At 72.9% G+C, this 26688-nt stretch carries 26 protein-coding genes and 1 pseudogene; 20 read left to right on the top strand and 7 right to left on the bottom strand.

All coding sequences use genetic code 11. The annotated features are described in order from the left end of the window. Positions 1-217: 217 nt before the first annotated feature. The 10 genes from IE239_RS28405 to IE239_RS28360 all read left to right on the top strand — a co-directional run bounded on the left by IE239_RS28405 (position 218) and on the right by IE239_RS28360 (position 10603). Entirely contained in the window at positions 218-1669 is a 1452-nt protein-coding gene (locus tag IE239_RS28405) for an ATP-binding protein (protein WP_190152267.1), read from the top strand. Continuing rightward, positions 1666-2088, top strand: a complete 423-nt coding sequence (locus IE239_RS28400) for a roadblock/LC7 domain-containing protein (protein ID WP_190152266.1) — start codon at positions 1666-1668, stop codon at positions 2086-2088. The genes IE239_RS28405 and IE239_RS28400 overlap by 4 nt, the downstream gene beginning before the upstream one ends. Then, a complete protein-coding gene (locus IE239_RS28395; protein WP_190152265.1) occupies positions 2085-2450 on the top strand; it encodes a DUF742 domain-containing protein in 366 nt (121 codons plus the stop codon). The genes IE239_RS28400 and IE239_RS28395 overlap by 4 nt, the downstream gene beginning before the upstream one ends. Continuing rightward, positions 2419-3045: a GTP-binding protein gene (locus tag IE239_RS28390; RefSeq protein ID WP_190152264.1), complete on the top strand. Its 627-nt coding sequence runs from the start codon at positions 2419-2421 to the stop codon at positions 3043-3045. The genes IE239_RS28395 and IE239_RS28390 overlap by 32 nt, the downstream gene beginning before the upstream one ends. Continuing rightward, a complete protein-coding gene (locus IE239_RS28385; protein ID WP_190152263.1) occupies positions 3042-4316 on the top strand; it encodes a cytochrome P450 family protein in 1275 nt (424 codons plus the stop codon). Before IE239_RS28390 ends, IE239_RS28385 begins: the two co-directional genes overlap by 4 nt. Beyond that, positions 4313-5545, top strand: coding sequence for a cytochrome P450 family protein (locus tag IE239_RS28380; protein WP_190152262.1), 1233 nt, complete (start codon positions 4313-4315; stop codon positions 5543-5545). Before IE239_RS28385 ends, IE239_RS28380 begins: the two co-directional genes overlap by 4 nt. A 337-nt stretch (positions 5546-5882) precedes the next feature. Beyond that, positions 5883-6503 (top strand): L-threonylcarbamoyladenylate synthase, encoded by a 621-nt coding sequence (locus IE239_RS28375; RefSeq protein WP_190152261.1) that lies wholly within the window; start codon positions 5883-5885, stop codon positions 6501-6503. Between the two features lie 130 nt (positions 6504-6633). Continuing rightward, the gene (locus IE239_RS28370; protein ID WP_190152260.1) at positions 6634-7389 is read left to right on the top strand and encodes a dienelactone hydrolase family protein; all 756 of its coding nucleotides are present in this window, start codon (positions 6634-6636) and stop codon (positions 7387-7389) included. A 251-nt stretch (positions 7390-7640) separates the two neighbouring features. Next, positions 7641-8831, top strand: coding sequence for a glycoside hydrolase family 64 protein (locus IE239_RS28365; protein ID WP_190152259.1), 1191 nt, complete (start codon positions 7641-7643; stop codon positions 8829-8831). A 266-nt stretch (positions 8832-9097) separates the two neighbouring features. Beyond that, positions 9098-10603 carry a metallophosphoesterase family protein gene (locus tag IE239_RS28360; protein WP_190152258.1) on the top strand — a complete coding sequence of 502 codons (1506 nt, stop codon included), beginning with the start codon at positions 9098-9100 and terminating at the stop codon, positions 10601-10603. A gap of 62 nt (positions 10604-10665) precedes the next feature. On the opposite strand, the gene IE239_RS28355 is transcribed toward IE239_RS28360, so the two are convergent. Then, positions 10666-11661, bottom strand: coding sequence for a TauD/TfdA dioxygenase family protein (locus IE239_RS28355; protein ID WP_190152257.1), 996 nt, complete (start codon positions 11659-11661; stop codon positions 10666-10668). A 202-nt stretch (positions 11662-11863) separates the two neighbouring features. On the opposite strand from IE239_RS28355, the pseudogene IE239_RS28350 reads away from it, so the two are divergent. After that, positions 11864-12042 (top strand): annotated as a pseudogene (locus tag IE239_RS28350) (cupin domain-containing protein); the annotation flags it as partial. Here the strand turns inward: IE239_RS28350 and IE239_RS28345 are convergent. The 3 genes from IE239_RS28345 to IE239_RS28335 form a co-directional block, all read right to left on the bottom strand. Further along, positions 12043-14382: a SpoIIE family protein phosphatase gene (locus IE239_RS28345; RefSeq protein ID WP_190152255.1), complete on the bottom strand. Its 2340-nt coding sequence runs from the start codon at positions 14380-14382 to the stop codon at positions 12043-12045. A 98-nt stretch (positions 14383-14480) separates the two neighbouring features. Beyond that, positions 14481-14948: a peroxiredoxin gene (locus IE239_RS28340; RefSeq protein WP_308435430.1), complete on the bottom strand. Its 468-nt coding sequence runs from the start codon at positions 14946-14948 to the stop codon at positions 14481-14483. After that, a complete protein-coding gene (locus IE239_RS28335) occupies positions 14945-15343 on the bottom strand; it encodes a DoxX family protein (protein WP_190152254.1) in 399 nt (132 codons plus the stop codon). The genes IE239_RS28340 and IE239_RS28335 overlap by 4 nt, the downstream gene beginning before the upstream one ends. A gap of 136 nt (positions 15344-15479) precedes the next feature. Here IE239_RS28335 and IE239_RS28330 point away from each other — a divergent pair, with 136 nt between their 5' ends. From IE239_RS28330 to hemC, 5 genes are all read left to right on the top strand, one after another. Further along, positions 15480-15752, top strand: coding sequence for a hypothetical protein (locus IE239_RS28330; protein WP_190152253.1), 273 nt, complete (start codon positions 15480-15482; stop codon positions 15750-15752). A gap of 389 nt (positions 15753-16141) precedes the next feature. Beyond that, positions 16142-17122 (top strand): ATP-dependent DNA ligase, encoded by a 981-nt coding sequence (locus tag IE239_RS28325; protein WP_190152252.1) that lies wholly within the window; start codon positions 16142-16144, stop codon positions 17120-17122. Positions 17123-17268: 146 nt separating this feature from the next. Next, positions 17269-18045, top strand: a complete 777-nt coding sequence (locus IE239_RS28320) for an NPP1 family protein (RefSeq protein ID WP_190152251.1) — start codon at positions 17269-17271, stop codon at positions 18043-18045. Between the two features lie 241 nt (positions 18046-18286). After that, the gene (locus tag IE239_RS28315) at positions 18287-18751 is read left to right on the top strand and encodes a GNAT family N-acetyltransferase (RefSeq protein WP_190152250.1); all 465 of its coding nucleotides are present in this window, start codon (positions 18287-18289) and stop codon (positions 18749-18751) included. 69 nt (positions 18752-18820) lie between these two features. Further along, a complete protein-coding gene (gene hemC / locus IE239_RS28310; protein ID WP_190152249.1) occupies positions 18821-19756 on the top strand; it encodes a hydroxymethylbilane synthase in 936 nt (311 codons plus the stop codon). Positions 19757-19789: 33 nt separating this feature from the next. On the opposite strand, the gene IE239_RS28305 is transcribed toward hemC, so the two are convergent. Next, a complete protein-coding gene (locus tag IE239_RS28305) occupies positions 19790-20311 on the bottom strand; it encodes a hypothetical protein (RefSeq protein ID WP_190152248.1) in 522 nt (173 codons plus the stop codon). Positions 20312-20879: 568 nt separating this feature from the next. Here IE239_RS28305 and IE239_RS28300 point away from each other — a divergent pair. Beyond that, a complete protein-coding gene (locus IE239_RS28300) occupies positions 20880-21701 on the top strand; it encodes a SigB/SigF/SigG family RNA polymerase sigma factor (protein WP_190152247.1) in 822 nt (273 codons plus the stop codon). Between the two features lie 215 nt (positions 21702-21916). Continuing rightward, the gene (locus IE239_RS28295) at positions 21917-22720 is read left to right on the top strand and encodes a VOC family protein (RefSeq protein ID WP_190152246.1); all 804 of its coding nucleotides are present in this window, start codon (positions 21917-21919) and stop codon (positions 22718-22720) included. Positions 22721-22732: 12 nt separating this feature from the next. Here the strand turns inward: IE239_RS28295 and glgX are convergent, their stop codons facing one another. Together glgX and IE239_RS28285 are read right to left on the bottom strand one after the other, a co-directional pair. Further along, complete coding sequence (gene glgX, locus IE239_RS28290; RefSeq protein WP_229878360.1) at positions 22733-24889, bottom strand: glycogen debranching protein GlgX; 2157 nt, start codon at positions 24887-24889, stop codon at positions 22733-22735. Next, a complete protein-coding gene (locus IE239_RS28285) occupies positions 24886-25398 on the bottom strand; it encodes a pep a2 (RefSeq protein WP_190152245.1) in 513 nt (170 codons plus the stop codon). Before IE239_RS28285 ends, glgX begins: the two co-directional genes overlap by 4 nt. A 294-nt stretch (positions 25399-25692) precedes the next feature. Between IE239_RS28285 and IE239_RS28280 the strand changes: the two genes are divergently transcribed. Both IE239_RS28280 and IE239_RS28275 read left to right on the top strand, forming a co-directional pair. After that, the gene (locus IE239_RS28280) at positions 25693-25992 is read left to right on the top strand and encodes a DUF5133 domain-containing protein (RefSeq protein WP_190152244.1); all 300 of its coding nucleotides are present in this window, start codon (positions 25693-25695) and stop codon (positions 25990-25992) included. A gap of 74 nt (positions 25993-26066) precedes the next feature. Then, positions 26067-26688, top strand: a 622-nt coding sequence (locus IE239_RS28275) for a maltotransferase domain-containing protein (protein ID WP_190152243.1), incomplete at its 3' end; no start/stop codon positions are given.

Here is a 26688-nt window from a genome sequence, read left to right as displayed (position 1 = left end):
GAGGCGGTCGTCCAATTCGCTTGCGGCGTAAGGCAATTCCGACAGTCGGGGCAGAAGTGAACAGATACCTGGCACTTTCGGAGCGAAGTCCCGCTCGACCGTGCGGGATCGATCGATGACGGTGTGTACTGTGCTGCGAGTGCCCGGTCCGAGGCCCGTCGGACCGCCCCTGCCCTGAACGCCGCGACGTCACCCGACCTCCACTGGAACCGAATCCATGATCGAAGTACCGGACCTCGTGGCCGGCGCGCTGGCCGCCGGCACCCTGTCCGCGTTCGCCTTGGGCGGCGGGCTGGTGCGATCACGGCGGCGACAGCACCGGCAGCTCGCGGAGATCGCCGCCCTGCGCACCCGACTCGACGGCACCGCACGGGCGTTCACGGCCGAGGTCGAGCATCTGGCGGCACGGCGCGTGCCGGCCGCCGCCCGCCAGGTGGCCCACCCGCACCTGTCCGTGCCGGGGCCCCTCCAGCCGCTCACCGTCGGCACCCCGCTGGGCATCGCCCTGGAGAACGTGGTGCTGGCGTTGCAGTCCGAGGCGGCCGCCCAGCGCACCCGGATCGACGCCGCGGCGCAGGCCGGCATGCGGGGCGCCGTCCGGGAGATCCAGGCTGCCCTGTACCGGCTGCAGGACGCCTTGCGTGGCCTCCAACAGCGTTACGACGAACCGGAGTTGGCGCAGACCCTGTTCCGGCTGGACCACGAGAACGAGCAGTCGCTGCGCCGCGCGCAGGTCGCGGCCGTGGTGTGCGGCGCGTGGGTCGGGCTGGCGCGCGAGGAGTCGCACCTGGTGGACGCGGTGACCGGCGGTCAGGCGCGGCTCGCGGGCTACCACCGGGTCCAGGTCCACAATCACCTCGAACCCGGAACCGCCCTGGTCTCCCACGCCGTCGAGCCGGTTGCCGTCATCGTCGCCGAACTGCTCGACAACGCGCTCCGGCACTCGGCTCCCGACACCGAGGTCGTCGTCAGCCTGGAGCACGTCCATCACGGGGTGTGCGTCACCGTCGACGACGCGGGTCTGGGCATGACGCTCGACGAACGGGACCGCGCCCAGCGGCTGGTGGCCGGCGACGATCCCATCCTGCTCACCGACCTCGGCGACCCACCGCGGATGGGCCTCGCCGCGATCGGCAGACTGACCAGGCAGTTCGACCTGAGCGTGGACGTCTCCTCGGCGTCCCCCTACGGCGGCGTGCGCGCGGTGCTGCGGGTCGACAGCCACCTGCTCAGCCGGCTCGACCCGGCCGACCGGCCACCGGCCGCGAGCGCCCCGCGCACGACACGCACCAGCCGCAGGACCGCACCCGGCCGGCCCGCCGCACCCGTCCCCGCGCACGCTCCCGCCCACGCCTACGGGCCGGACGCCGGCGCCCCGGAGGCGCCGCCGGGGCACCAGGAGCCGCAGGAGGACGCCGACGGACTGCCGCAACGCCGTCGCCGCACCAGGGCGGCGGCGCCCGCCCCGGCACAGGCCCCGGCGCCCGGTGCCGCGCGGCGCCCGGAGGAGGCCGCGGCCGCCCTCGGCGCTCTGCAGTCAGGCACCGCGGCGGCGCGCGCCGCCGCCCGCCAGCCCGGCGAGAGCGTCCGCCCGGACGCGGCAGCCGACGACTTCGACCAGTACGACGACACCGACCAGATCCACGACGAAGGGGGCGCGGCCAGATGACCAGCCGCAACACGGGCGACACGGCATGGGTGCTGGAGCCGATCCTGCAGGTGCCGCACGTGCTGGCCGCCGTCATGCTGACCCGGGACGGTCTCGTGACGGGGTACACCGACGCCCTGTCCCAGCCCTCGGCCGAGCGCGTGGCCGCCATCACCAGCACCGTGCAGGGCGCCTGCCGCACGGCGGCGGCCGCGTTCGCCGACCGGGAGCGCGCCGAGGTACGGCAGATCGTCATCGAGTCGGACCACGGGTACGTGCTGATCGTGCCGACCGACCACGGCACCTGCGTGGCCGCGTACGGCGACGCGGAGGTGCGACTGGACCTGCTGGCGCACCGGCTGCACTCCCAGGTGGCGCGACTGGGCGAGAAGGCCATGGCGGCCGCGCCCCGAGGAGCCGACGACACTCCCGCGGCATGACCCGCCGTCCGGCCGGCCGCCCCCTGGTTCCCGCGTACCTGTCGACCGGTGGTGTGGCCCGGCCCAGCCGCCCGCACCTGGAGCGGCTGTCGGTGCTCGCCCGCAGCGGCGAGCCGCCGCCCGCCGGCCTCCCTGCCGCCGAACTCGCCCTGCTGGACACCCTGGAGGACGGGTCGCTCGCCGTGGTGGAGGCGGCGGCGCTGCTCCGGCTGCCGGTCTCCGCCGTGCGCGTGCTGGCGGCCGACCTCGTCGACCGGGACCTGGTCCTCGCCCGCGCGCCCATTCCGCCCGCCGAACGGTACGACCCCGACCTGCTGAAAAGAGTGGCCGATGGCCTCCGCGCCCTCAAGCTCCGCCCTTAGCGCCGGCGCGACCGGCGCCGTCCACCTGCCCGACACCGACCGCGACCTGGTGAAGATCCTGGTCGCGGGGCCGTTCGGGGTGGGCAAGACGACCCTCATCGACTCTGTGTCGGAGATCCGGCCGCTGCACACCGAGGAACCCCTGTCCGAGGCGTCCGCGCGGGTGGACGACCTGGCCGGCGTACGGGAGAAGTCCACGACCACCGTCGCCATCGACTTCGGCCGCATCAGCCTCCCCGGCGACATCGTGCTGTACCTGTTCGGCACGCCCGGACAGGAGCGCTTCCGGTCGCTGTGGGACGACATCGCCCACGGGGCGCTGGGGGCCCTCGTCCTGGTCGACAGCCGCCGGCTCGACGCGTCGTTCGACGTGCTGGGGCTGGTCGAGGAGAGCGGGCTGCCGTACGCGGTGGCCTTCAACGCCTTCCCCGACGCACCGCGCCACTACGGCGAGGAACGGCTGCGCCGGGCGCTGGACCTGGAGCCGGGGACGCCGATGGTGACCTGTGACGCCCGCGACGCGAACTCCTCGGTCGACGCGTTGCTCGCGCTGGTCGACCATCTCGTCGGACGCTTCCCGGCGGAGGCCCGGTGAGCGCCTATCCCCCCGACCGGCGCGACTTCACCCGCACCGCGCCCGTACGGCTGTGGGAGGACGGCTTCGCCTCGGACCCGTACCGCTACTACGCCGCCCTGCGCTCCCAAGGGGTCGTCGGGTGGGCCGAGTTGGCGCCCGGGGTGCCCGCGTACGTGGTCACCGACCGGCGGGCGGCGCTGGAGGTGCTGCACGACGCGGAGACGTTCTCGCACGATCCGCGGCCCTGGGAGGCCACCGTCCCCTCCGACTCGCCGGTGCTGGGCATGATGCGGTGGCGGCCCAACGCCCTGTTCGCCGACGGCGCGGAGCACCTGCGCTACCGGACGACCCTCATCGACGTCTTCGACCTGGTGGAACCGTACGACCTGCGCGGGCGCGTGCACCGGGCGGTGCGGCTGCTGGCGGGCCGCATCGGTCCGCGCGGCGAGGCCGACCTGGTCGCGGACTTCGCGCGGCCGCTGATCGCGCTGGTGCTCAACGACCTGTTCGGGCTGCCGGACAGCCAGGGCGACCGCCTCAACGAGGGCCTGGGCAAGATGATGGAGGGCGGGGCGCAGGCCGCCGAGGGCGAGGCGCAGTACGCCCAGTACGTGCTGGAACTCATCGCGGCCAAGGCCGGCCGGCGCGGCGACGACCTGCCCAGCCATCTGCTGGACCATCCGGCCGGACTGACCCGCGAGGAGGTCACCTGGCAGGTGTTCCTCACCCTGGGCGCCGGGTACGAGCCCACCGCCAACCTCCTGTCGAACACCCTGTCCAGGATCCTGGGCAACCCGGCCTACTACTCGACGCTCACCAGCGGCGCGCGTCCGGTCATGGACGCGGTGGTGGAGGTGCTGCACCACGAGACGCCCCTGGCGAACTACGGCGTCTACTACGTCCGCCGGCCCGTCTCCTTCCACGGGGTGTGGCTGCGCGAGGCCGTGCCGGTCGTGGTGTCGTACGGGGCGCTGGGACGGTTCGCCGAGCAGGACGCGGCCGCCGGGCCGCACCCCTCCGACGCCTCGCACCTGTCGTGGGGCGCCGGGGCGCACGCCTGCCCGGTCAAGCAGCACACGCTGCTGCTCGTCACCGAGGCGATCGAGCAGCTCACCCAGTGGCTGCCCGACCTGGACCCGGTGGTGCCCCGCGAACGGCTGGCCTGGCGGCCGGGCCCGTTCCACCGCTCGCTGAGCGCGCTGCCCGTCCGTTTCAGCCCCCGCTCCCCCGCCACCGCCTCCACTGCCGCCTCCGCCGCCTCCTCCACCTCGCAAGGAGTCCGTACGTGACCGTGACCGACCGCATCGCCCTCGACCCGTTCGGCGCCGATGTGCATGCCGAGAGCGCCCGACTGCGCGCCCTCGGCCCGATCGTGCCCGTCGAGCTGCCCGGCGGCATCCCGGCCTGGGCGCCCACCGGGTACGACACCCTCAAGGCGCTGATCCTGGACCCGCAGGTCAGCAAGGATCCCCGTCGGCACTGGCGGCACTGGCCGGAGCTGGGCGAACACCCCTCCTGGGGCTGGATCCTGGGCTGGGTCGGCGTGATCAACATGCTCTCCACCTACGGCGCCGACCACGCGCGGCTGCGCCGGCTGGTGGCGCCGAGCTTCACCCACCGGCGTACCGAGGCACTGCGCGAGCGCGTGGAGGCGATCACCACGGAGCTGCTCGACGCCCTCGACCAGGGCGGCGACAGCGAGGAGGCGGTGGATCTGAAGGCCGCGTTCGCCCACCCGCTGCCGATGCGGATCATCTGCGAACTCTTCGGAGTCCCGGAGGAGCTGAGGCCGGCCACCGGTCGGCTCATCGCGGCGATCATGGACACCTCCGATCCGAGTCCGGAGCACGCGGCGTTCGTGCAGGAGCAGATCGGCACGGTGCTGGGCTCGCTCATCGCCCACAAGAGCGAGCAGCCCGGCGACGACCTGACGACCGAGCTGATCCGGGTCCGCGACGAGGAGGGCGACCGGCTGAGCGACGAGGAACTGCTGTACACGTTGCTGCTGGTCATCGGCGCGGGCTTCGAGACGACCGTGAACCTCGTCGGGAACGCGGCGGTGGCGCTGCTGCGCCGCCCCGAGCAGCTGGCGGCCGTGCGCCGGGGCGAGATCGGCTGGGACGCCGTCGTGGACGAGACGCTGCGGCTGTACCCGTCGATCGCCACGCTGCCGCTGCGCTTCGCCGTCAGCGATCTGAAGGTCGGTGACGTGACGATCCCGGCCGGCGACGCCATCATCACGACCTACGCGGCGGCGAACGCGGACCCGGCTCACTACGGCCCGGACGCGGAGGTGTTCGACGCGGCCCGCGGCGCGGAGGACCACCTGGCCTTCGGGATCGGCGTGCACCGGTGCATCGGGGCGCCCTTGGCCCGCATGGAGGCGCTCACGGCGCTTCCCGCGCTGTTCGACCGGTTCCCCGAGCTGCGGCTGGACACGACGGCCGGGGAGCTGCGGCAGGTGCCCTCGTTCATCGCGAGCGGCTGGCGTGAGATCCCCGTCCGGTTGCGCGGCTGAACGGGCCCGGGGTCCGGCGGGGCCGGTCCTCCGGCCCCGCCGGACCCCGCGACTCCTCGACGTCCCGTCCGGGGCGACGGGCCTGCGCGTCGTACCCCTGCCCGTGCCCACTCGGGGCTCTGCCGGAACCGCCTGCGCACGGATGAGTCCCGCTCACCGGGTTCCGTCCGGCGGGCGCGTCCGCGCAGGGCGGGTTCGGCAGGTTGGGCAGGACGGGACGGCCGTGCGGGGTGAGCGCGCCGGGCAGGACGGCGGCCCAGCGCGCCGTCGGGGCCGGCGGGCGTCGGCGGGGCGGTCGTGTCCGGGTCCGCCCCTCGGCACGGCATAAGCTCACCCAATGGCCAAGTACTACGACGTGCACCCCGACAACCCCCAGCCGCGCACCATCTCCCAGGTCGCGGCCGCCATCCGGGCGGACGCGCTGATCGCGTATCCGACGGATTCCTGCTACGCCCTGGGCTGCCGGCTGGGCAGCAAGGACGGCATCGACCGCATCCGGGCCATCCGCAACCTCGACGACCGGCACCACTTCACACTGGTCTGCCAGGACTTCGCGCAGCTCGGCCAGTTCGTCCGGGTCGACAAGGACGTGTTCCGCGCGATCAAGGCGTCGACGCCCGGCAGTTACACCTTCATCCTCCCGGCGACGAAGGAGGTGCCACGCATGCTCCAGCATCCGAAGAAGAAGACGGTGGGCGTGCGCATCCCGGACCACGTCGTCACCCAGGCCCTGCTGGCGGAGCTCGGCGAACCGCTGCTGTCCAGCACCCTGCTGCTGCCCGGCGAGGACGAGCCGATGACCCAGGGCTGGGAGATCAAGGACACGCTCGACCATCTGGTGGACGGCGTGCTCGACTCCGGGGACTGCGGCACCGAGCCCACGACGGTGATCGACTTTTCCGAGGGCGAGGCGCAGATCGTGCGGTACGGGGCCGGCGACACCTCGCGGTTCGAGTAGCGGGACCTGCGCCGGGGGTTCTCGCGGCCGGTTGAACGGTGCGTGAAACGATGAGTCCGCGTCACGCGCCCGGCCCGGCCGGGACCGATCGACCGCTCGTCGCCGTGCACAGCGCAGAGAGGCTCCCCCCATGACCGCCGTACAGGGAACAGCAGTGGACATCCCCACCGAGGACGGTGTCGCCGACGCCTATCTCGCCCATCCGGGCGACGGGGCGCCCCGCCCGGGGGTGCTGCTCTACCAGGACGCGTTCGGACTGCGTCCGCATCTGCGGGCGATGGCCGACCGGCTGGCCGAAGCCGGTTACGCGGTGCTGGTCCCCAACCTGTTCTACCGTCACGGGCGCGCCCCGGTGCAGGAGTTGCCCGAGTTCATCGATCCCAGGGCACGCCCGGAGATCTTCGAGGCGGTGTACCCGTTGGTGCTGGCGCTCACCCCCGAGCTGATCGTCCGGGACTCCGACGCGTATCTGCGGTGGATGCAGGAGAGCCCCCTGGTGGCGGGCGGCCCGGTCGCGGTCACCGGATACTGCATGGGCGCCCGGCTCACGTTGGCCACCGCCGGCGCCCATCCCGAGCGGATCGCGGCGGTGGCGGGTTTCCACGGCAGCCGTCTCGTGACGGACGCGCCGGACAGTCCCCATCTGGCCGCCGAGCGCATCGCCTGCGAGGTGTACTTCGGTCACGCCGACAACGACCAGGGGCTGCCGCCGGAGCAGATCGCACGCTTCGAGGAAGCTCTCACCGCCGCCGGCGTCCGGCACACCTGCGAGGTCTACACCGGAGCCGAGCACGGTTACACGCAGGCCGACACCTCCGCGTACGACGAGGCGGCTTCGGAGCGGCACTGGACCGCACTGCTGGACCTGTTGAAGCGGACGTTCTGAAGCGGACGTCCTGAAGCGCACCCACGCAAGGGGACCCCACAAGCGGACCCCGGAAGCGGACCTTCTGGACCGTCCGCCGGATCGCGCGCCACCCGCGGCCCTCACCCGACGCCCCGCGGCCCGGAAAGGCCGCGGGCGGCGTCCTCCCTCGCCGACTTTATTGACATGAGCACAACGCACTGGGAACGTTGAGAGCGCTCTCACGAAGGTACGGACCAACCCCCACAGGTCTACCCGCACGGAGGTGGAGAGTGCTCACACGGATCGCCTTCAGACTGCTCGGAGCGGGCGCCCTCGTCGGCGCGCTGCTCACGCTCGGCCAGCCGTCGCCCGCCCGCGCCGCCGTCCCGGACACCGTCCCCCTGAAGATCACCAACAACTCCGGCCGCGGCGAACCGGTCTACGTGTACAACCTCGGCACCCAGCTGTCCTCGGGCCGCCAGGGCTGGGCGGACGCCGACGGCGGCTTCCACGCCTGGCCGCCCGGGGGAAACCCGCCGACCCCGGCGCCGGACGCGTCGATCGCCGGGCCGGCCGCCGGACAGTCGACCACGATCCGGATGCCCAGGTTCTCCGGCCGGATCTACTTCTCGTACGGGCGCAAGCTCGACTTCCGGCTGACCACCGGCGGACTGGTGCAGCCGGCCGTGCAGAACCCGAGCGACCCCAACCGCTCCATCCTGTTCAACTGGTCGGAGTACACGCTGAACGACTCGGGACTGTGGCTCAACAGCACCCAGGTCGACATGTTCTCCGCGCCGTACGCGGTGGGCGTGCAGCGCGCCGACGGCGCCACGGTCAGCACCGGGCATCTCAAGCCGGGCGGCTACACCGGGTTCTTCGACGCCCTGCGCGGGCAGCCCGGGGGCTGGGCGAACCTGATCCAGACCGGCTCCGACGGCACCGTGCTGCGCGCCCTCTCCCCCCTGTACGGGGTGGAGACCGGGGCGCTTCCGGCGGGCGTCATGGACGACTACGTCAACCGCGTGTGGCAGAAGTACGCGACGACGACGCTGACCGTGACGCCGTTCGCCGACCGGCCGGGCACGAAGTACTACGGCCGGGTCTCGGGCGGGGTCATGAACTTCACCGACGCCGCCGGAGCCGTCGTCACCAGCTTCCAGAAGCCGGACGCGTCCAGCGTCTTCGGCTGTCACCGGCTGCTGGACGCCCCCAACGACGCCGTGCGCGGTCCGATCTCGCGGACCCTGTGCGCGGGCTTCAACCGCTCCACACTGCTGGCGAACCCCGACCAGCCGGACACCACGACGGCGGGCTTCTACCAGGACGCCGTGACCAACCACTACGCGCGCAAGATCCACGCGCAGATGGCCGACGGGAAGGCGTACGCGTTCGCCTTCGACGACGTCGGCCACCAGGAGTCGCTCGTCCACGACGGCTCTCCGCGCCAGGCCTACCTGACGCTCGACCCGCTGAGCTGAGCTGAGGGGCGACGTCCCGCCCACGGAGGGAGCCCGTGGGCGGGACGTCGCCGTCGGGGGGTGCGGACGACGTCAGGGAGCCGCTGTTCGTGCTGCTCGCCGCGAACTGGAGGCCCACCGCGGTGCCGACCGTGGCGGTCCGGCTGCCCGGGGCGGCCGAAACTCCCGTGGCGGGAGCGACCGGGCGCGGGCCCGCCCACCGGACGCCGCATCGTCGCCGGTCACCCGACTCCCGCCGCTCCGTGGATCGTTGCTACGGTGCACCGGTGTCTGACTCCTCACGCGATACCGCCGCGGGCGCCGGCTGGGGCGACGCCGAACAGGGCGCGTACCGACAGCTCATGCCGGGCAGGGTCGAGAAGATCTCGTGGCTGAACCCCAGGCTCCTGTGGGCCGCCCGCAACGGAGTGCTCGCCTCCTGGTTCGGCGACCCCACCGGACGCACCCGCGGCCGCCTGGTGGCGCAGCGTGCGTCCGCCGGCGCACCGGCCGACAAGGTGATCCGGCGCACCGAACCGGACGAGTTCTCCTTCATGGTCATCGGCGACACCGGTGAGGGCGACGAACCTCAATACGCCGTGGTGCCGGGCTTTCTGAGAGTCAGTCAGGGAACGTCCTTCGCCGTCCTGGCCAGTGACGTCATCTACCCGGTCGGCAGCGCCGACGACTACGAGACCAAGTTCTTCCGCCCGTACCGCGATTACCGGGCGCCCATCTACGCGATACCGGGCAACCATGACTGGTACGAGGACCTCGGCGCGTTCATGCGGGTCTTCTGCGGCGACGCCCCGCCCCCGCCCGCCGAGCCCGCGCCGCGCCCCCCGGGTCGCGCCTGGCTGCGCTCCCTGCTGTGGCACCGGCCGCGCCCGGACGACGACCGACGCCTCACGCAGGCAAGGGCGTTGCGCGGCGACGCCGTCCAACAGGCCGTGCAGCCCGGGCCGTACTGGGCGATCGACGCCGGCCCGGTCCGGATCATCGGTATCGACACCGGGCTGCTGGGCGTCCTGGACGCCGAACAGGGCGCGTGGCTGAGGGAGGTGTCCCAGGGACCGCGCCCGAAGATCCTGATCACCGGCTCACCCCTGTACGTCGACGGGGAGCACCACCCGTGCCCCATCGAGGGCGGCGGCACCGTCGACGACATCGTCAGCGCGCCCGCACACCGTTATGTGGCGGCGATAGGCGGCGACATACACAACTACCAGCGCTACCCGGTGCGGCTCGCCGACGGCCGGACGCTGCAGTACGTCGTCGCGGGCGGCGGCGGCGCGTTCATGCACGCCACGCACACCATTCCCCGCGTCTCCGTCGCCGGGGTCACGGAACGCGACTTCCGCTGCTATCCGCTGCGCGGCGACTCTCTGGCCTTCTACAGCAGGCTCTACGGGCGCCGGCTGCGGTTGCGCCGCTTCTTCGCCCTCACCGAGGAGGAGGCCCAGGCGGTCGTCGCCGAGCGGCTGGGCATCCCGCCCACCCGCACGCCGCGGCCCCAGGTGCGCGTGACGCGACGGATCCGGCTGGTCGCCTCTCTGCTGGGCGCCGGCAGCCGCCCGGAGCGCCGCAGAGGCTTCCGGCTGCCGGTGCGCAAGATCTACACCCAGCTGTTCTCGCCCGGCTCGGCCACCTACAGCCCGCCGTTCTTCAAGTGCTTCCTGCGCCTGGACGTCTCGCCGGAGTCGGTCCGGCTGCGCTGCCACGCGGCCACCGGCAACCTGGCGCAGGAGCTGAACCCGCCGGTCGAGGACGAGGTCACCATCCCCCTGGTCTGAGCGCCTGCGCCGGGGCGGCGGGGCGGGAGGCGTTGCGGGCCGGCGCGGGAGGCCGAGGCACCTCACCAGCGGCCCGGCTCGGACCCCGTCACCGCCTCGGACCGCCTGCCGTCCGTCCCGACGGGGACCTCACCGGCGAGCATCACCCGGTGCATGGTGCGCGGGAAGGCCAGATGCGCGTTGTCGCCCGGCGCGAGATGGATGGTGGCGCGGTTGTCCCAGAAGGCCACGCTGCCGGGTTCCCAGCGGAAGCGGACCGTGTACTCGGCGCGGGTCGCCTCCTCGAGCAGCATGTCCAGGATCGCCCGGCTCTCCGCCCGTGAGAGGTCGGTGATCTGCTCGACGTAGTAGCCGTTGACGTACAGCAGGCGCTCGCCCGTCTCGGGGTGGACGCGCACCAGCGGATGCACCGAGGCGACCTGGCGGTCGAGGAGGTGGCGGACGTAAGCGTCGTCCCCGGGGCGGGGCTGGTAGCCGACGCCGAGCCGGTGCTCGGCGCGCAGCCCGGACACGAACTCCCGTACCGGCGCGGAGAGTCCGGCGTAGGCGGCGGCGAGGTTGGACCAGGTCGTGTCACCGCCGTAGGGCGGCACGGTCTCGGCGCGCAGGATCGTCGCGGCCGGCGGGTCGATGCGGGCGCCGTGGTCGCAGTGCCAGCCGCGCAGCAGGGTGTGACGGCGCCGGCGCAGCCACTCCCCGTGCTCCATGCCGAACTTCCCGCCCAGTTCGAGCCGGTCGGCGGTCGTCTCGATCTCGGGGAAGTCCGGCGGCGAGGCCCCGCCCCGCCCGCGCAGGACGACGGGTTCGCCGAACCGCCGCGCGAACGCCACGTGCCCGGCGTGGTCGAGGCGCTGGCCGCGGAAGAACACCACCTTCCAGCGGTGTACCGCGCGCCGGACCGCGTCGACCTGGGCGTCGTCGAGGCCGGCGGCCAGGTCGACGCCTTCGATCTCCGCGCCGATGTGCCCGGCGACCGGCTGCACCCGTACTCCGGCCGTCCGCGCGGCCTCCTCGGCCGCCGCGTCGTCGAGGCCGGCCGGCCGGCTGTCCGTCGTCATGCGCTCTCCGCTCGTCGTCACTGCTCGTCGTGGTCGTGGGTCACGGCGACAGAAGGATCGTGCCAGCGGATCGGCGGCCTGACGACACCGCCTTCGCCCTTCGCGCCTTCGCCCGGGTGTCCGTCCGGAGCGGCCGCCCCTCGACCCCGCGTCGGGCGCGGTCGGCCGGCTGCCGTGAGGCCCCTCACCCGCGTGGCCGGACTGCGCCTGCGACGGCGTCCGTCCCGCCGCGGCGCCGTGCGGGAGCGGGCCGGACCGGGGAACGTGCACATCGGCCGCGACCCGGGCGGCACGCCGGTCGTCCTGGACCTGCTGGACGTGCTCCCGCAGGGCGCGCCGTTCTCCGAGGACGCGCCGGACCCCGGCTGTCCCTTCGAGTGATCACCAGGGCTCCAGCGGCTGCTCCGCCCAGATCGTCTTTCCGCGGCCCGTCTGCCGGCTCCCCCAGCGCTGGGTGAGCTGCGCGACGAGCAGCAGGCCGCGCCCGCCCTCGTCGAAGGCGTGGGCGCGGCGCAGATGGGGGGAGGTGGAGCTGCCGTCGGAGACCTCGCAGATGAGGCTGCGGTCGCGGATCAGGCGCAGCTGGATGGGCGGCGCGCCGTAGCGGATGGCGTTGGTGACGAGCTCGCTGACGACGAGTTCGGTCACGAACGCGGCTTCCTCCATGCCCCATGCGGCGAGCTGCTCGACGGCCGCCTGCCGGGTGGCGGCCACGAGCGCGGGGTCGGGCGCGACGTCCCAGGTGGCGACCCGGTCCGCGCCCAGGGCGTGGGTGCGGGCGAGCAGAAGCGCGACGTCGTCGCCGGGCGCTTCGGGCAGGACCGCCTTCAGGACGCTGTCGCAGAGGGCGTCGAGCGAGGCGGCGGGCACGGTGAGGGCGTCGCACAGTTCGGCGGCACGGTCGACGTCGCGGTCGCGGTCCGCGATCAGGCCGTCCGTGTAGAGGGCGAGGACCGCCCCCTCGGGCAGTTCCAGCTCGACGGCCTCGAAGGGCAGTCCCCCGACGCCCAGCGGGGGGCCGGGGGTCATGCCGATCAGTTGCGCGGTGCCGTCGGGCCGTACGAGGGCCGGTGCGGGATGGCCCGCGGCGGCGGCGGTCAGGCGGCGGTCGACGGGGTCGTAGACGGCGTAGAGGCAGGTGGCTCCCAGTTCGGCGACGTCCTCGCCGCCCTCGTCGTAGGCAGCCAGGTGGGTGACGAGGTCGTCCAGGTGGGTGAGCAGTTCGTCCGGCGGCAGGTCCACGTCGGCGAGGGTGCGCACGGCCATGCACAGGCGTCCCATGGTCGCCGAGGAGGGGATGCCGTGTCCGACGACATCGCCGACGACGAGGGCGACCCGGCTGCCGGACAGCGGGATGACGTCGAACCAGTCGCCCCCGATCCCGGCCGTGGAGCCGCTGGGCAGATAGCGGTGGGCGACCTCGACGGCGGCCTGTCCGGACAGGCCGCGCGGCAGCAGGCTGTTCTGCAGAGTCAGGGCGGTGGTGCGCTCGCGGGCGAACCGGCGGGCGTTGTCGATGCAGACGGCGGCCCGGCTGGCGAGTTCCTCGGCGAAGACGGCGTCGTCGGCCTCGAAGTCGTCGGAATGGGTGGTACGGACGCCGACGAGCACGCCGAGGGTGGTGCCGCGGGCCTTCAGGGGCACCGAGATCACCGAGTGGACGCCACTGCGGAAGGGGCGGCCCTCGGGAGCGCGGGCGTTGCGTTCGGCGAGCCAGCGCACGAAGTCGGGCTCGCCCGCCTGGATGCGGACGGCACGGCCCTCCCGCAGGGCGCGGGCGGGCGGGCTGAAGGACGGATGGACGTCGGTCTCGCCGAGGCGGACGGCGGCCTCCGGGGTGCCGTCCTGGGGGGAGCCGTGGGCGACCCGGCGCAGCACGACCTCGCCGGTCGGGACGGGGGGCGGCTCGTCGGCGCCCAGCACCCAGTCCAGCAGGTCGACGCTGACGAAGTCGGCGAACCGCGGGACGAGAAGCTCGACCACCTCCTCGGTGGTGCGCACCATGTCGAGGGTGGTGCCGATGGAGGCCGCGGCCTCGTTCAGCAGGGCCAGCCGCTGGCGTGCCAGGTACTGCTCGGTGCTGTCGAACGCGGCCAGGGCGACCCCGGCGACCTCGCCGGACGCATCCCTCACGGGCCACATCTCGGTGGTCCAGGCATGCTCGCGATTGAGGGCGGGGGCCCCGGTGAAGCTCTCGTAGCGGACGGGGCGCCCGGTCTCGGCGACCTGGCGGAGGTGGCGGTCGAAGCCGCGGGCGGGCTCGTCGTCCCCGACGGTGTCCCGGAAGCGGCGGCCGAGCAGGACGTCCTCGGAGACGCCCATGACCTTGCAGGCGACCTCGTTCAGCAACAGATAGCGCTGCTGGGGGTCGAAGACGGACATCGACATGGAGGCCTGCTGGAAGGCCGACCCGGCCAGGGTCGGCTCACGGGCGGCGGGCCGCTGCGCGCTGAGCGTGTACCCGGTGCGCCGGCCGTCGGGGCCGAGCACCGGGCAGGCGGTCACGACGAGCGTGACGGGGCGGCCGTCGCGATGACGCACGACGACCGGGCCGGTCCACTCGCCGTGCGCGCCGCGCGGCAGCTCCTCGGCGAGCAGGGCGGCCGCCGTCAGGCCCACGGCCTCCTCGGCCGGATGGCCGGTCAGCAGCCGGGCGCCCTCGCTCCAGCCCGTCACGATGCCGTGCACATCGATGACCGCCGCTGCGACGACTTGCTCCATGTCGTCCAGAATGGTCCCTCGGGCCCGGCGCCTCAACCGCGACGGGCCGCCTCGGGGCGCCGGGCGCGGGCGGCCGGGGGCACCGGCCGCCGCGCCCGTCAGGGACGCGAGGCGCGCAGCACGGCCAGGGCGCGGTCGGCGTGGGTGTTCATGCGCAGCTCGCTGCGCACGACCTCCAGGACGGTGCGGTCGCGCCCGATGACGAAGGTGACCCGCTTGGTGGGGGCAAGGGAGAAGCCGCGCTTCACGCCGAACATCTCCCGCACCGACCCGTCCTCGTCGGACAGCAGGGTCATGCCGAGCGTGTGCCGGCCGGCGAACTCCTGCTGGCGGTCGACGGGGTCCCCGCTGATGCCGACCGGCCGGGCACCGACTGCGGCGAACTCGGCGGCCAGGTCGCGGAAGTGGCAGGCCTCCGCGGTGCAGCCCGGGGTGAGGGCGGCGGGGTAGAAGAAGAGGACGACCGGCCCGTCGGCGAGCAGGCCGGTCAGACTGCGGACGGCGCCGGTCTCGTCCGGCAGCGCGAAGTCCTCGACGAGGTCGCCGACCTCCAGAGCCTTGGTCATGCCCGTCCCTCCGTCGTCGTGGCGGTCACGGCCCCTGCGGCGACGCTGCGGGCCCACAGCACGAGAGGCGCCTGCAGGGGGAGGCGCCCGATGGCGGCGGCCTTGAGCGGGGCGGGGCGGTGACGCCAGTCCCAGGCCATCTTGACGTTCGCGGGGAAGACGCCGACGAAGAGCGCGGCTGTGGCCAGGGCTGCCGCCCTGCGGGTCCGGGGCAGGGCCACGCCCGCGGCGAGCGCCAGTTCGGCGACGCCGCTGGCGTACGTCCAGTTCCTCGGCGAGCCGGGCAGGACGCGCGGGACGATCGCGTCGAACGGGCGCGGCACGGCGAAGTGGGCCGCGCCCGCGGCGGCCAGCAGGCCCGCCAGCAGCAGGGGTGAGCGTTCGGACCGGGGCACGGTTCCTCCTCAGATGAACTGGCGCCCGACATTACTGGACGGTAGGAGCGGGCCGCCCGGCGGGGTCCCGCGACGGCCTCAGGGCCCAACCCTCCCTGTCGCGGGCGAGGTTGCCGACGCCGGATAGTCTGCGGCGATGATCGTCCATCTGCTGTGGCACATCGCTCATCACAACGAGGCCGGCGAGAACGGGGCGACCGTGCACCTCGACGGGGAGACGGTCCACATCGACGAGCAGGACGGCGACGACGTCAAGCTGCTCGGCGTCTACTCCACGGCCGGGAAGGCCGAGAAGCGCATGCGCCTCGCCCGTCTCCTGCCCGGGTTCGCCGACGAGCCGGACTGCTTCGTCCTCGACGCGTACACGCTCGACGAGGACGAGTGGCCCGACGGTCACACGCGCTCCTGAGCACCTGCCCCCGGCACGGCACGGGGGACGTCCGACCGGTACCGGGATGGGGCACGGCGGATCATACTGAGCGGTATGCCGTCGTGCCGTCCGGCCCGACGGCCGGGTCCCGGCAGGCTCGCACCGCCTGCCGGGGCCCACCGGCGCCCGAAGACCCCGGGCGGCCACAGACGGTCGACGTCCGTCGCCGGAGAGACCGGCGCGTACGAGCCGGAGCGGTTCTGCCGCGCGTCACAGGGAAAGACCGGGGACGGCTTACGTTCGGACTCGGTGCGCGGCGTACGGATCCGGTCGCCGATGGTGCGGCGCGGCGCGGCCCGTCGCCGCCGTTCAGGGGAAACGGCCGCCCCGCGCGCGTGGCGAAGCGCCGCCGCGTCGACAACTCACCCATGCCCCTGCCCCTCGTCGCGCCCATGCTCGCCACCCCCGGCTCCCTCCCGCCCGTGGCCCAGGACGCGCGCTGGGCGTACGAGACCAAGCAGGACGGGCAGCGTGCCGTGGTGTACCTCGCCGGCGACGGGACGCTCACCCTGCGCGCCCGCTCGGGCGAGGACATCACCGCCGCCTACCCGGAGCTGCGGCCGCTCGGCGACGCGCTCGGCGGCACACCGGCGGTGCTGGACGGGGAGGTGCTCGCCCTGGACCGACAGGGCCGGGCCGACTTCCAGCTGCTGCAGTCGCGCATGGGACTGGTCCAGGCCCCGGCCAAGGCGGCACGGCTGGCCGCGACGGCTCCCGTGCACCTCGTCCTGTTCGACGTGATGCACCTCGCCGGAAGCTCCCTCCTCGCCCTGCCCTACACCCGGCGCAGGACCCGGCTGGAGGCGCTGGCGCTGGAGGGGCCGTTCTGGTCGACGCCGAGCGCCTTGGTGGGGCACGGCCGGGAGGCACTGGAGGCGACCCGCGCGCACGGCCTGGAGGGGCTGGTGTGCAAGCGGCTGGACTCGGCGTACGAGCCCGGCGCGCGCTCCCGGGCCTGGATCAAGATCCGCAACATGAGGGTCGCGGACGTCCTGGTCGGCGGCTGGCTGCCCGGCAAGGGGCGGCTGACAGGGCTGCCCGGCGCCGTCCTCGTCGGGCAGCGCGCCGCGACGGGACTGCGCTACGTCGGCAGCGTGGGCACCGGCTGGAGCGAGGCCGAGCGGGCCGAGCTGGCGGCGCTGCTGCGGGCCGACGCGACCGGGGCGTGCCCCTTCGACGCCGTGCCGCCGTCCACCGGCGCACGCTGGGTGACGCCCCGGCTGGTCGGCGAGGTCCGCTACAGCACCCGCACCCGGGCGGGGCTGCTGCGCCAGCCGTCCTGGCTGCGGCTGCGGCCGGATCTGGCGCCCGAGGAGTCGGCGGCCGACCTTCCGGACACTTCCGTCTGAGACGGTCCCCGGCGGCCGACTGTTGAGCTGCCCTTCACCACCGGTACGTCTACGGCCTCTTGGCGTGGCGGTCGAAAGCGTGGAAGCTGAACTCCCTTTTCCCCCACAGCCGTTCGGCTGCGTCCGCACCCCGAGGAGAACTCCCCGTGCCCTCAGCCAGGTTCAAGGCCCACCGCAGGAGATGGCTCACCGGTCTCGCCGGCGCCGCCGCGCTGGTCGTCGCCGTCCCCTCGGTCGCCTTCGCCGCCCCTCCCCAGGCGCTTCCGCAGAACGCCGAGGCCGCGGAGCTGACGTACCAGCCCGCGTTCGACTACGACACGGACGGGTGCTACTCCACCCCCGCCATCGGTCCCGACGGCACGATCAACGGCGGTCTGAAGCCCACCGGCGCGCTGAACGGCTCCTGTCACGACGCCTCCGATCTGGACAACACGAACAGTTACTCGCGCTACAAGTGCAACAACGGCTGGTGCGCGTACATGTACAGCCTGTACTTCGAGAAGGACCAGGCGGTGGCGGGCAGCGGCATCGGCGGTCACCGCAACGACTGGGAGCACGTCGTGGTCTGGGTGCAGAACGACCGGGTCCAGTACGTGTCCACGTCCAACCACGGCTCGTTCACCGTGCACGCCGCGTCGACGGTGCGCTTCGAAGGCACCCACGCGAAGGCGGTTTACCACAAGGACGGCATCCGCACGCACTGCTTCCGGATCGCCAACTCCAACGACGAGCCGCCGGAGAACGCCGAGCACACCTGGCAGTACCCGCCGCTGGTCGGCTGGAACGGCTACCCGTCGGGCCTGCGGGACAAGCTGACCCAGTACGACTTCGGCAGCGCCCACTTCGGCCTGAAGGACGACTCCTTCGCCGGCAACCTGTCGTCCGCGAAGCCCTCCGGGATCACGTTCGACCCCAACGCGTAGACCTGCGGACCGGCCTGACACACGAACCCCTCGACAGGGTCCGGCCCCGGAACCGGCGTCCGGGGCCGACTCCGGGGCATGATGACCGGATGGATCTTCTTCGAGAACCCCCGTCCGTGACGACGGAGAAGGCCCCGGTCCCTCTCACCGGAGCCCCTCGTCCCCGCGCCGTCCGTCCGTCGGGCGGCCACCGGGCCACCGGCGCGGCACAGGGCGCCGGCCCGGCCGGGAGCGAGGTCCGGTGAGCGCCGCCCGGGTGCGGCACGCCCAGCGGTCCGATCTGCCGCGCGTGGCGGAACTGGCCGCGCAGCACGCGCGGTACGAGCGCGCCGAACCTCCCGTTGCCGACCTCGCCGAGCGCCTGGCCGTGCTCCTCTTCGACGTGCCGTCGCCGCTCCTCGGGTGTCTGGTCGCCGAACTGCCCGAGGGCGAGGTCGTCGGCTATGCGACCTGCTCGCCCGCGCTGTCCACCTGGGAGGGCCGTGAGTATCTCCACATGGACTGCCTGTTCCTCGCGCCGGACCATCGCGGCCTGGGTCTGGGCGCCCTGCTGATGGACGCGGTGGCGGACCGGGCCCGGAGCCTGGGGCTGGCCGAGGTGCAGTGGCAGACCCCGGTCTGGAACGAGGGCGCGATCCGCTTCTACGCCCGGCGCGGCGCCCTCGGAGCGGACAAACGGCGTTTCAGCATGCGAGTGGAGCCCTGAGTCGCCGAACGGTGGCCGAAACCCGTGAGCGGTGCGGGACGCGGGCCACGAGGGTCTATCGTGTCCCGCATGTCCGTTCCGGAACTCATCCGTATCGTCTCCCGCGACTCACCCATGGCTCTGGCCCAAGTGGAGCGGGTGCGCAAGGAGTTGGCCGTCCTGCATCCCGGTGTGCGCACCGAGGTCGTCCCCGTCAGGACGACCGGCGACAAGTGGATGGGCGATCTGTCCCTGGTCGAGGGCAAGGGCGCGTTCACCAAGGAGGTCGACGCGGCGCTGCTGGCCGGCGAGGCCGATCTTGCGGTGCACTGCGTCAAGGACGTCCCCGCCGACCGGCCGCTGCCCGCCGGCACGGTGTTCGCCGCGTTCCTGCGGCGCGACGACATCCGCGACGCCCTGATCCACCCGGGCGGCCGCACCCTGGACGAGTTGCCGGCGGGGACGCGCATCGGGACCTCCTCGGTCCGCCGGATCGCCCAACTCGCCGCCACCCACCCCCATCTGCAGTGCGTGCCGTTCCGCGGGAACGCCAACCGGCGACTGGAGAAGCTCGCGGACGGCGAGGCGGACGCGCTGCTGCTCGCGGTGTCCGGCCTGGAGCGCATCGACCGGCGGGACGTGATCACCGAGGTGCTGTCGCCGGAGACGATGATGCCGCCGATCGGCGCGGGCATCCTCGCCCTGCAGTGCCGCGAGGGCGACGCCGACCTCATCGACGCGGTCAGCGGCCTCGGCGATCCGGCCACGCACCGGGAGGCCACGGCGGAACGCATGTTCCTGCATGTGCTCCAGGGTCACTGCAACAGCCCGATCGCGGGCTTCGCGCAGATGGAGCGCAGCGGCGAACTGTCCCTGCGCGCCTGCGTGTTCACCCCGGACGGCAAGACCCGGCTCAACGCCCACGAGTGGGCGGGCCGCCTCGACCCGGCGACGCTCGGCACCTCGGTGGCGGTGGCGTTGCTGCGGCAGGGCGCGCGCGAGATCATCGACGGCATCCCGCACTGACCGTCCGCCGCGGCCCGGAGGGCGCCGGATCCGTCAGGCGGTGCCCTCTTCGGCCTGGTCGCGCAGGAAGTTGCTCACCTGACGGGCCAGACCGTCGTGTGCCGCGCCGGGCTGGGGGGCGCCGGAGCCCTCATACAGCCCTATGCCGCCCGTCCACAGCCGGCGGGCGGCCCAGTCGTCGTCGACGCGCAACTGAATCTGGACGTCCACCTGGCCGAGGCACGCCTCCGGTCCCGCGGCGTACAGCACGGCGGTCGCCCGGCGCAGCGGATAGACGTCAAAGCCCTCGATGAACTGCGAGTTGCGCCAGTCGATGAACGCGCTCTCGCCGTCGGACCCGAGCCGCACGTCGATCTGACCGTCCTCCAGGTGGATCGTGGAGTGCGCGGCGCCCCGGTTCTCCACGGTCACCCGCAGACAGAAATAGGTCAGCCCCTCCGCGGCGTCGTCACGCCCCCGCGGCGGCTCGCTCTGTTCCAGTCGGTGGACGCGGACCCGCAGACCGGCGTACTCGTCGTACTCCAGCCAGTCCCCGACCACGTTCGGCTCGTGCACAGTCCACCTCTCGACTTCTACCGGCTGCTTCCTATCCGTGCGCCGATGGCACTGTCAAATGAGCAGAATGCGCTGTGGCCAGGGAATTCACCCCCTTTGATCGCCGATCAAGCCGTGCGCAGGCACAATCGGCCGACGGGCCCCGAAAGGGCTTGCGCGGGGCGTGCCGCACATCACGTCCGCGGGCCGCGTCAACGAGCCGGGCGGCCCGGGAGCGAGGATCCCGCGGTGACGCCGGGCGCGGCGGCCACGGCGAGCGCCCCGAAGCCCGGCACGGGATGCGCGGGCGCGCCGACGACCCGGAGACGGGCGCGTACGACGGCTACCGGACAGTCCGGACAAGTCACGGAGGCACGAGGAGCGGCACGAGGAGCGACGAGAGACGAATCGGGTGAAACTGTTTCTAAGCACCCTTCCGCGGGCATCTGCAGGGAAGTGCTTCGGACAGGAGGCACGTCCGTGGGACCTGCCGACCGGCCGCCCCGGGTGTGGCCCGAATCCTTCCGAGTGCGCGTTTCCCACGGTGTCCCCCCGTTCATCGGCAACCCTCCTGAGGGAGGCGCGCGTGATGCGTACCACCGTCCGAACGAAGCAGCACTCCCATGACGACGCCCCGGACACCACCGAGGCCTTCGTGCGGCTCACGGAGCTGCCCGCAGGTCCCGAGCGCCAGGCGCTCAAGGACGAACTGGTCCGGCTGTGGCTGCCCATGTCCGAGCGGATCGCCGTCCGCTTCCGCGGGCGCGGCGAGGCGCTGGAGGACCTCTACCAGGTGGCCGCGCTGGGACTCGTCAAGGCCGTCGACCACTACGACCCCGACCGCGGCCGCGCCTTCGAGGCGTACGCGGTGCCGACGATCACCGGTGAGATCAAGCGGCACTTCCGCGACCACATGTGGACGCTGCACGTGCCCCGCCGGGTCCAGGACCTGCGCAACCGGGTGCGGCACGCGGCGAAGGAGCTGTCGCAGACGACTCCGGGCCGGGCGCCGACCGCCGCCGAGATAGCCGCGCACGCGCAGCTCACCGAGGACGAGGTGCGCACCGGCGCGGAAGCGCTGGAGTGCTTCACCGCGCTGTCGCTGGAAGCCGAGCTGCCCGGCACCGACGGCTACGCGCTCGAGGACGCCCTCGGGCATCCCGACCCCGGCTACGACACCGTCGTCGACCGCGTGGCCGTGACGCCCTGTCTGCGGGCCCTCCCGGAGCGCGAACGGACCATCCTGTACCTGCGGTTCTTCGCGGGCATGACGCAGAGCCGGATCGCCGAGCAGCTGGGCATCTCCCAGATGCACGTCTCCCGGCTGCTCAGCGGCTGCTTCGCCCGGCTGCGGGAGGAGATCACCGCCGAGACCCCGGCCGAGGCCGGGAGCGAGGCCGGGAACGGCTGACACCCGCCTCCGACGCCCGCCCGGGGCGTCGGTCACCCGTACGGCCCGGTGGATCCGGGCCGTTTCGGCCCTGGTCCGCGCGGTACTCGTGCCGTCCCGCTTCGAACCACGCGGGTCCTCGGCGGGCGGCCCGGGCAGGTGCGGCCGGACACTGGTGGCAGTCCCGCTCCCCCGCCCGCCCGCCGGCCGGCCGACAGACCAGGAACGCGAGTGCCATGAACCATCATCCGACATCCGCCCCCGGCGCCCGGGGAACGGTCTCCACGCACTCCGTCTTCGGTGCTCCCTGCTGGGTGAGCCTGACCAGCCGTGATCTGGAGGCCACCCAGGACTTCTACCGGGCGGTGCTGGGCTGGAAGTGGCTCCGGGGCGCCCTCGGCGACCACTTCCGCACCGCTCTGGTGGGCGGCGTGCCGGTCGCGGGAATCGCCGCCGTCGCATCGATGTGGCAGATGGCGGTGGCCTGGACGCCGTACTTCGCCGTGCCCAGCGCGGACGAGGCGGCGTCCCGGACGCGGGAGCGCGGCGGGACCGTGGCCGTGGGGCCCATCTCCCTGCCGCCGGGCCGGGCGGCTCTGCTGGCCGACCGGGACGGCGCGACCTTCGGCGTCTGGGAGGGCGAGCTGATCGGCAACTGGGAGGCCTGGCGGCAGGCCGCGCCCGCGTTCATCAGGCTGCACACCCGCGACGCCTTCGACTCCGCCATCTTCTACGGCGAGATCCTCGACTGGGCGACCGACCGGCCGGGCTGCTGCGAGGTCCACTACGAGGCAGGCGAGGTCGTGCTGCGCAGCAGGGGCGACGTGGTGGCCCGGATCGTGTCGGGCGCGCTCGAGGCGGCGCCGGACCCGACGATCCGGCCGCACTGGCAGATCCACTTCGCGGTGGCGGACGTGACCGCGTGCGCCCGGGCGGCGGAGAAGCACGGCGGCAGCGTGCTCATGGAGGGCGCCCGGGAGGCGGTGCTGCGGGATCCGGACGGCGCCCAGTTCACGGTGACCTCGCACCGGCAGCGCTGAGCGCCGCCCGCCTCACCGCGGGCCGAGCGGGGGCCGCGAGAGCACCAGCAGGCTCCGGGCCTCCAGGGTCACCTCAGCGCCGGCCTTGTACTCGTTCTCGTCGGGGCCGCCGTCGGGGTCCACGGTGTCCACGCGCACGGTCCAGCGCTCACCGTGGCGCGCGTCGGGCAGCCGGAAGACGACCGGCTCCCAGAATCCGTTGAACAGCAGCAGGAGCGAGTCGTCGACGACGGGCCGGCCGCGGGGGTCCGGTTCGGCGATGGCGTCGCCGTTGAGGAAGACGCCGACGCTGTGCGCGTCGGCACGCTGCCAGTCGCGCGCCCTCATCTCGCCCGCGTCCGGCCGCAGCCACACCAGGTCGGGCAACGGCTGTCCGGCCCTGGTGTCGGCCTCCCCCCGGAAGAAGCGGCGTCGGCGCAGCACGGGATGAGCGGCGCGCAGAGCGACGAGGCGGCGGCAGAAGCGGGTCAGGGCCCGCTGTTCGTCGGTCAACCGCCAGTCGATCCAGGACACTTCGTTGTCCTGGCAGTAGGCGTTGTTGTTGCCGAGCTGGGTGCGGCCGAGCTCGTCGCCGTGCGACAGCATCGGGATGCCCTGGGACAACAGCAGGGTGGCGAGCAGGTTGCGCTGCTGCCGGGCCCGCAGCGCGAGGACCTCGGGACGCTCCGTGGGGCCTTCGGCCCCGCAGTTCCACGACCGGTTGTCGCTCTCGCCGTCGCTGTTGTCCTCCCCGTTGGCCTGGTTATGTTTGTCGTTGTACGACACGAGGTCGCGCAGGGTGAAACCGTCGTGCGCGGTGACGAAGTTGACGCTGGCGCGCGGTCGGCGCCTGTGGTGCGCGTACAGGTCGGCGGAGCCGGTCAGGCGGGAGGCGAACTCGCCGAGCGAACCGGGTTCCGCGCGCCAGAAGTCGCGCACGGCGTCGCGGTAGCGGCCGTTCCACTCCGACCACAGCGGCGGGAAGTTGCCCACGTGGTAGCCGCCCTCGCCGACGTCCCAGGGCTCCGCGATCAGTTTGACGCGGCTGATCACCGGGTCCTGCTGGATGAGATCGAAGAACGCGGAGAGCCGGTCCACCTCGTGGAACTGCCGGGCGAGAGTGGCCGCGAGGTCGAAGCGGAACCCGTCGACATGCATCTCCGTCACCCAGTACCGCAGCGAGTCCATGATCAGCTGCAGGACGTGGGGATGCCTCATCAGCAGGCTGTTGCCGGTGCCGGTGGTGTCGTAGTAGTGCGCCCAGTCGCCGTCCACGAGCCGGTAGTAGGAGGCGTTGTCGATGCCGCGGAAGGAGAGGGTCGGCCCCTTCTCGTTGCCCTCGGCGGTGTGGTTGTAGACCACGTCGAGGATCACTTCGAGGCCGGCCGCGTGCAGCGCCTTCACCATGGCCTTGAACTCACTCACCTGTTCACCGTGGGCGCCCCGGGCGGCATAGGCCTGGTGCGGGGCGAAGAAGCCGATGGTGTTGTAGCCCCAGTAGTTGGACAGGCCCCGGTCGGTCAGGACGCCGTCCTGGACGTACTGGTGCACGGGCATCAGCTCGATCGCCGTCACGCCCAGTGAGGTCAGGTGGCCGGTCACCGCGGGGTGGGCGAGCCCGGCGTAGGTGCCGCGCAGGTGGGGCGGGACGTCTGGGTGGGTGCGGGTCAGGCCCCGCACATGGGCCTCGTAGATCACCGTGTCGGCGTAGGGGCGGCGCAGCGGCTCGTCGTCGCCCCAGTCGAAGGCGGGATCGGTGACCACGCCGAGCAGGGTGTGTCCGGCACTGTCAGCCGGATCGGGCCGGTCGCCGGCCCGTTCGAAGAGAGCGGCGTGGTTGTCGATCTGGCCGTCGACGGCGCGTGCGTAGGGATCCAGGAGCAGTTTCGCCGGATTGCACCGGTCGCCGGAGGACGGGTTCCACGGACCGTGGACCCGGAAGCCGTAGCGCTGCCCCGGCCCGATCCCCGGCAGGTAGGCGTGCCAGACGAAGCCGTAGACCTCGGTCAGCGGGACGGTCCGGGCGGCGCCGTCGTCGTCCACGAGGACGAGTTCGACGCGTTCGGCGACCTCGCTGAACAACGCGAAATTGGTTCCCTGACCGTCGAAGTCGGCGCCCAGCGGGTAGGGGTGCCCGCTCCAGGCGGGCACCCCTGCGCTCCGGCGCGTACGGCTGGGGCGCTGACTCACCGGGCGGCCTCCAGGACACGCTCCTCGTCCGCCGACGCGGCGGCCACGCCGGCCGTCGTGAGGTTGCGGGGCACCTGAAGCCCCTCCCGCAGGCTGGGCGACGGGGCGGTCGGCACACGGGGCACACGCTCTCCGGCGCGGGCCCGCTGGGAGAACCAGATGACCTTGCTGCCGGTGCCGGTGGCACAGCAGCCCCAGCCGTCGCTCATGGCGGCGATGCGCTCCAGGCAGGCGCGCAGGTCGAGGTCGGGGCGCAGGTGGCGGTCGTCGCCCCCGACCGCGGTGATCAGGTGCTGGCCGTTCCACCACATCTCGATCGAGGTGTGCTTGTCCTTCGCGTGCTCGTCGATGGCTTTCAGCAGCATCTCGGCCCCGCGACAGACGGGCTCCACGAGCGTCTCGAGGTCCCAGTACGTCAGGTGGGCGGCCAGGATGCGCCTGACCTGTCCGACCCGTTCCGGGCTGACGTCCACGTCGAGGTGGTAGTAGCAGGGGACTGCGGTCTTCATCGTCGTTCGCTCCTCACCGGCGAGGCTCACACTCCTCCTCGGCCCGACGGGCCGGGGTCCCCGACACGAAGCGTGAGCGGTAATCGCTTCAGAGTCACAACCACAGTGGGGCTGCTACGCCATTCGTGCAACACGAGCGAACCACAACCAAGATCCAACAGGACGTTGGGTGATGCGCCGTGCACCATAAGTGAAGGCCTCGGGAGGTTGGACGTTTTCGCACCTCTGCGGAAAGGGCCGACCCGCTCGTCTCGAGCGGCGTACCTCGTGAACTCCCGAAAGGTGATCAGCGCGATGATGCAACCAGCGAAGACCGAAGTCGCCAGGACGCTGCGCGGTTACCGTGCCTGGGAGCGGGCCATGCTCGCGCACCCCGGCGACCGCTCGGCACGGGCCGCCTTCGAGGACTGCGGGTACACCCTGTGCGTGCTGATGGGCAAGCGCTGTGCGCGGGAGGCCGCGGACGCCGCCGAGCAGTATCTGCGGGCCGCCGCCGACGGGCGCCTGCGCGACCGCAGGGGGGCCGGCCGCAGGAGCGGCGTCGCGCGGCTGTCGGTGACGTCGTCCCTCCCCCGCCTGCCCGCGGAGACCTAGCACCCCGCGCCGACGCGGATCGTTCGCCCAACTCCGGGCGGAGCAAGCCAATTTCAGTCAGCGGAGGTGCAAAGGTGAAGTCCACCAGGGCGATCGGCCGTATCCCGGTCCGGGACGTCGAACCGCGCGTGGAGTGCGGCCGGCGGCCGGCGAAAGCCGTGATCGGGGAGACGGTGCGGATCTCCGCGACGGTGTTTCGCGAGGGCCACGACGTCATCGGCGCCAACGTGGTCCTCAAGAACCCGGACGGCGACCGCGGGCCCTGGACGCCGATGCGCGAGCTCGCCCCCGGCACGGACCGCTGGGGGGCCGATGTGACGCTGGACGCCATGGGCCGCTGGACGTACACCGTGGAGGCCTGGAGCGATCCGATCGCCACGTGGCGCCGGCACGCGGACGTCAAGATCCCCGCGGGCATCGACCTCGGTCTGGTCCTGGAGGAGGGGGGCCGTCTCTACGAACGGGCCGCCGCCCGGGCCCCGCGCGGGCCGGAGCGCACCCTGCTGCGGGACGCGGCGAAGAAGCTGCTCGACGACTCGGCTTCGGTGGCGGAGCGCCATGCCGCGGCGCTGGCGCCGGAGGTGGACGCCGTCCTGGCCCGGCATCCGCTGCGCGAGCTGGTCACGGCCTCCGAGCCGCTGCCGCTGCTGGTGGAGCGGGAGCGGGCCCTGTACGGGGCCTGGTACGAGTTCTTCC

The organism is Streptomyces humidus (assembly GCF_014649655.1).
GTDB classification, from domain to species: domain Bacteria; phylum Actinomycetota; class Actinomycetes; order Streptomycetales; family Streptomycetaceae; genus Streptomyces; species Streptomyces humidus.
This window is presented reverse-complemented; position numbering and strand designations above follow the sequence as displayed.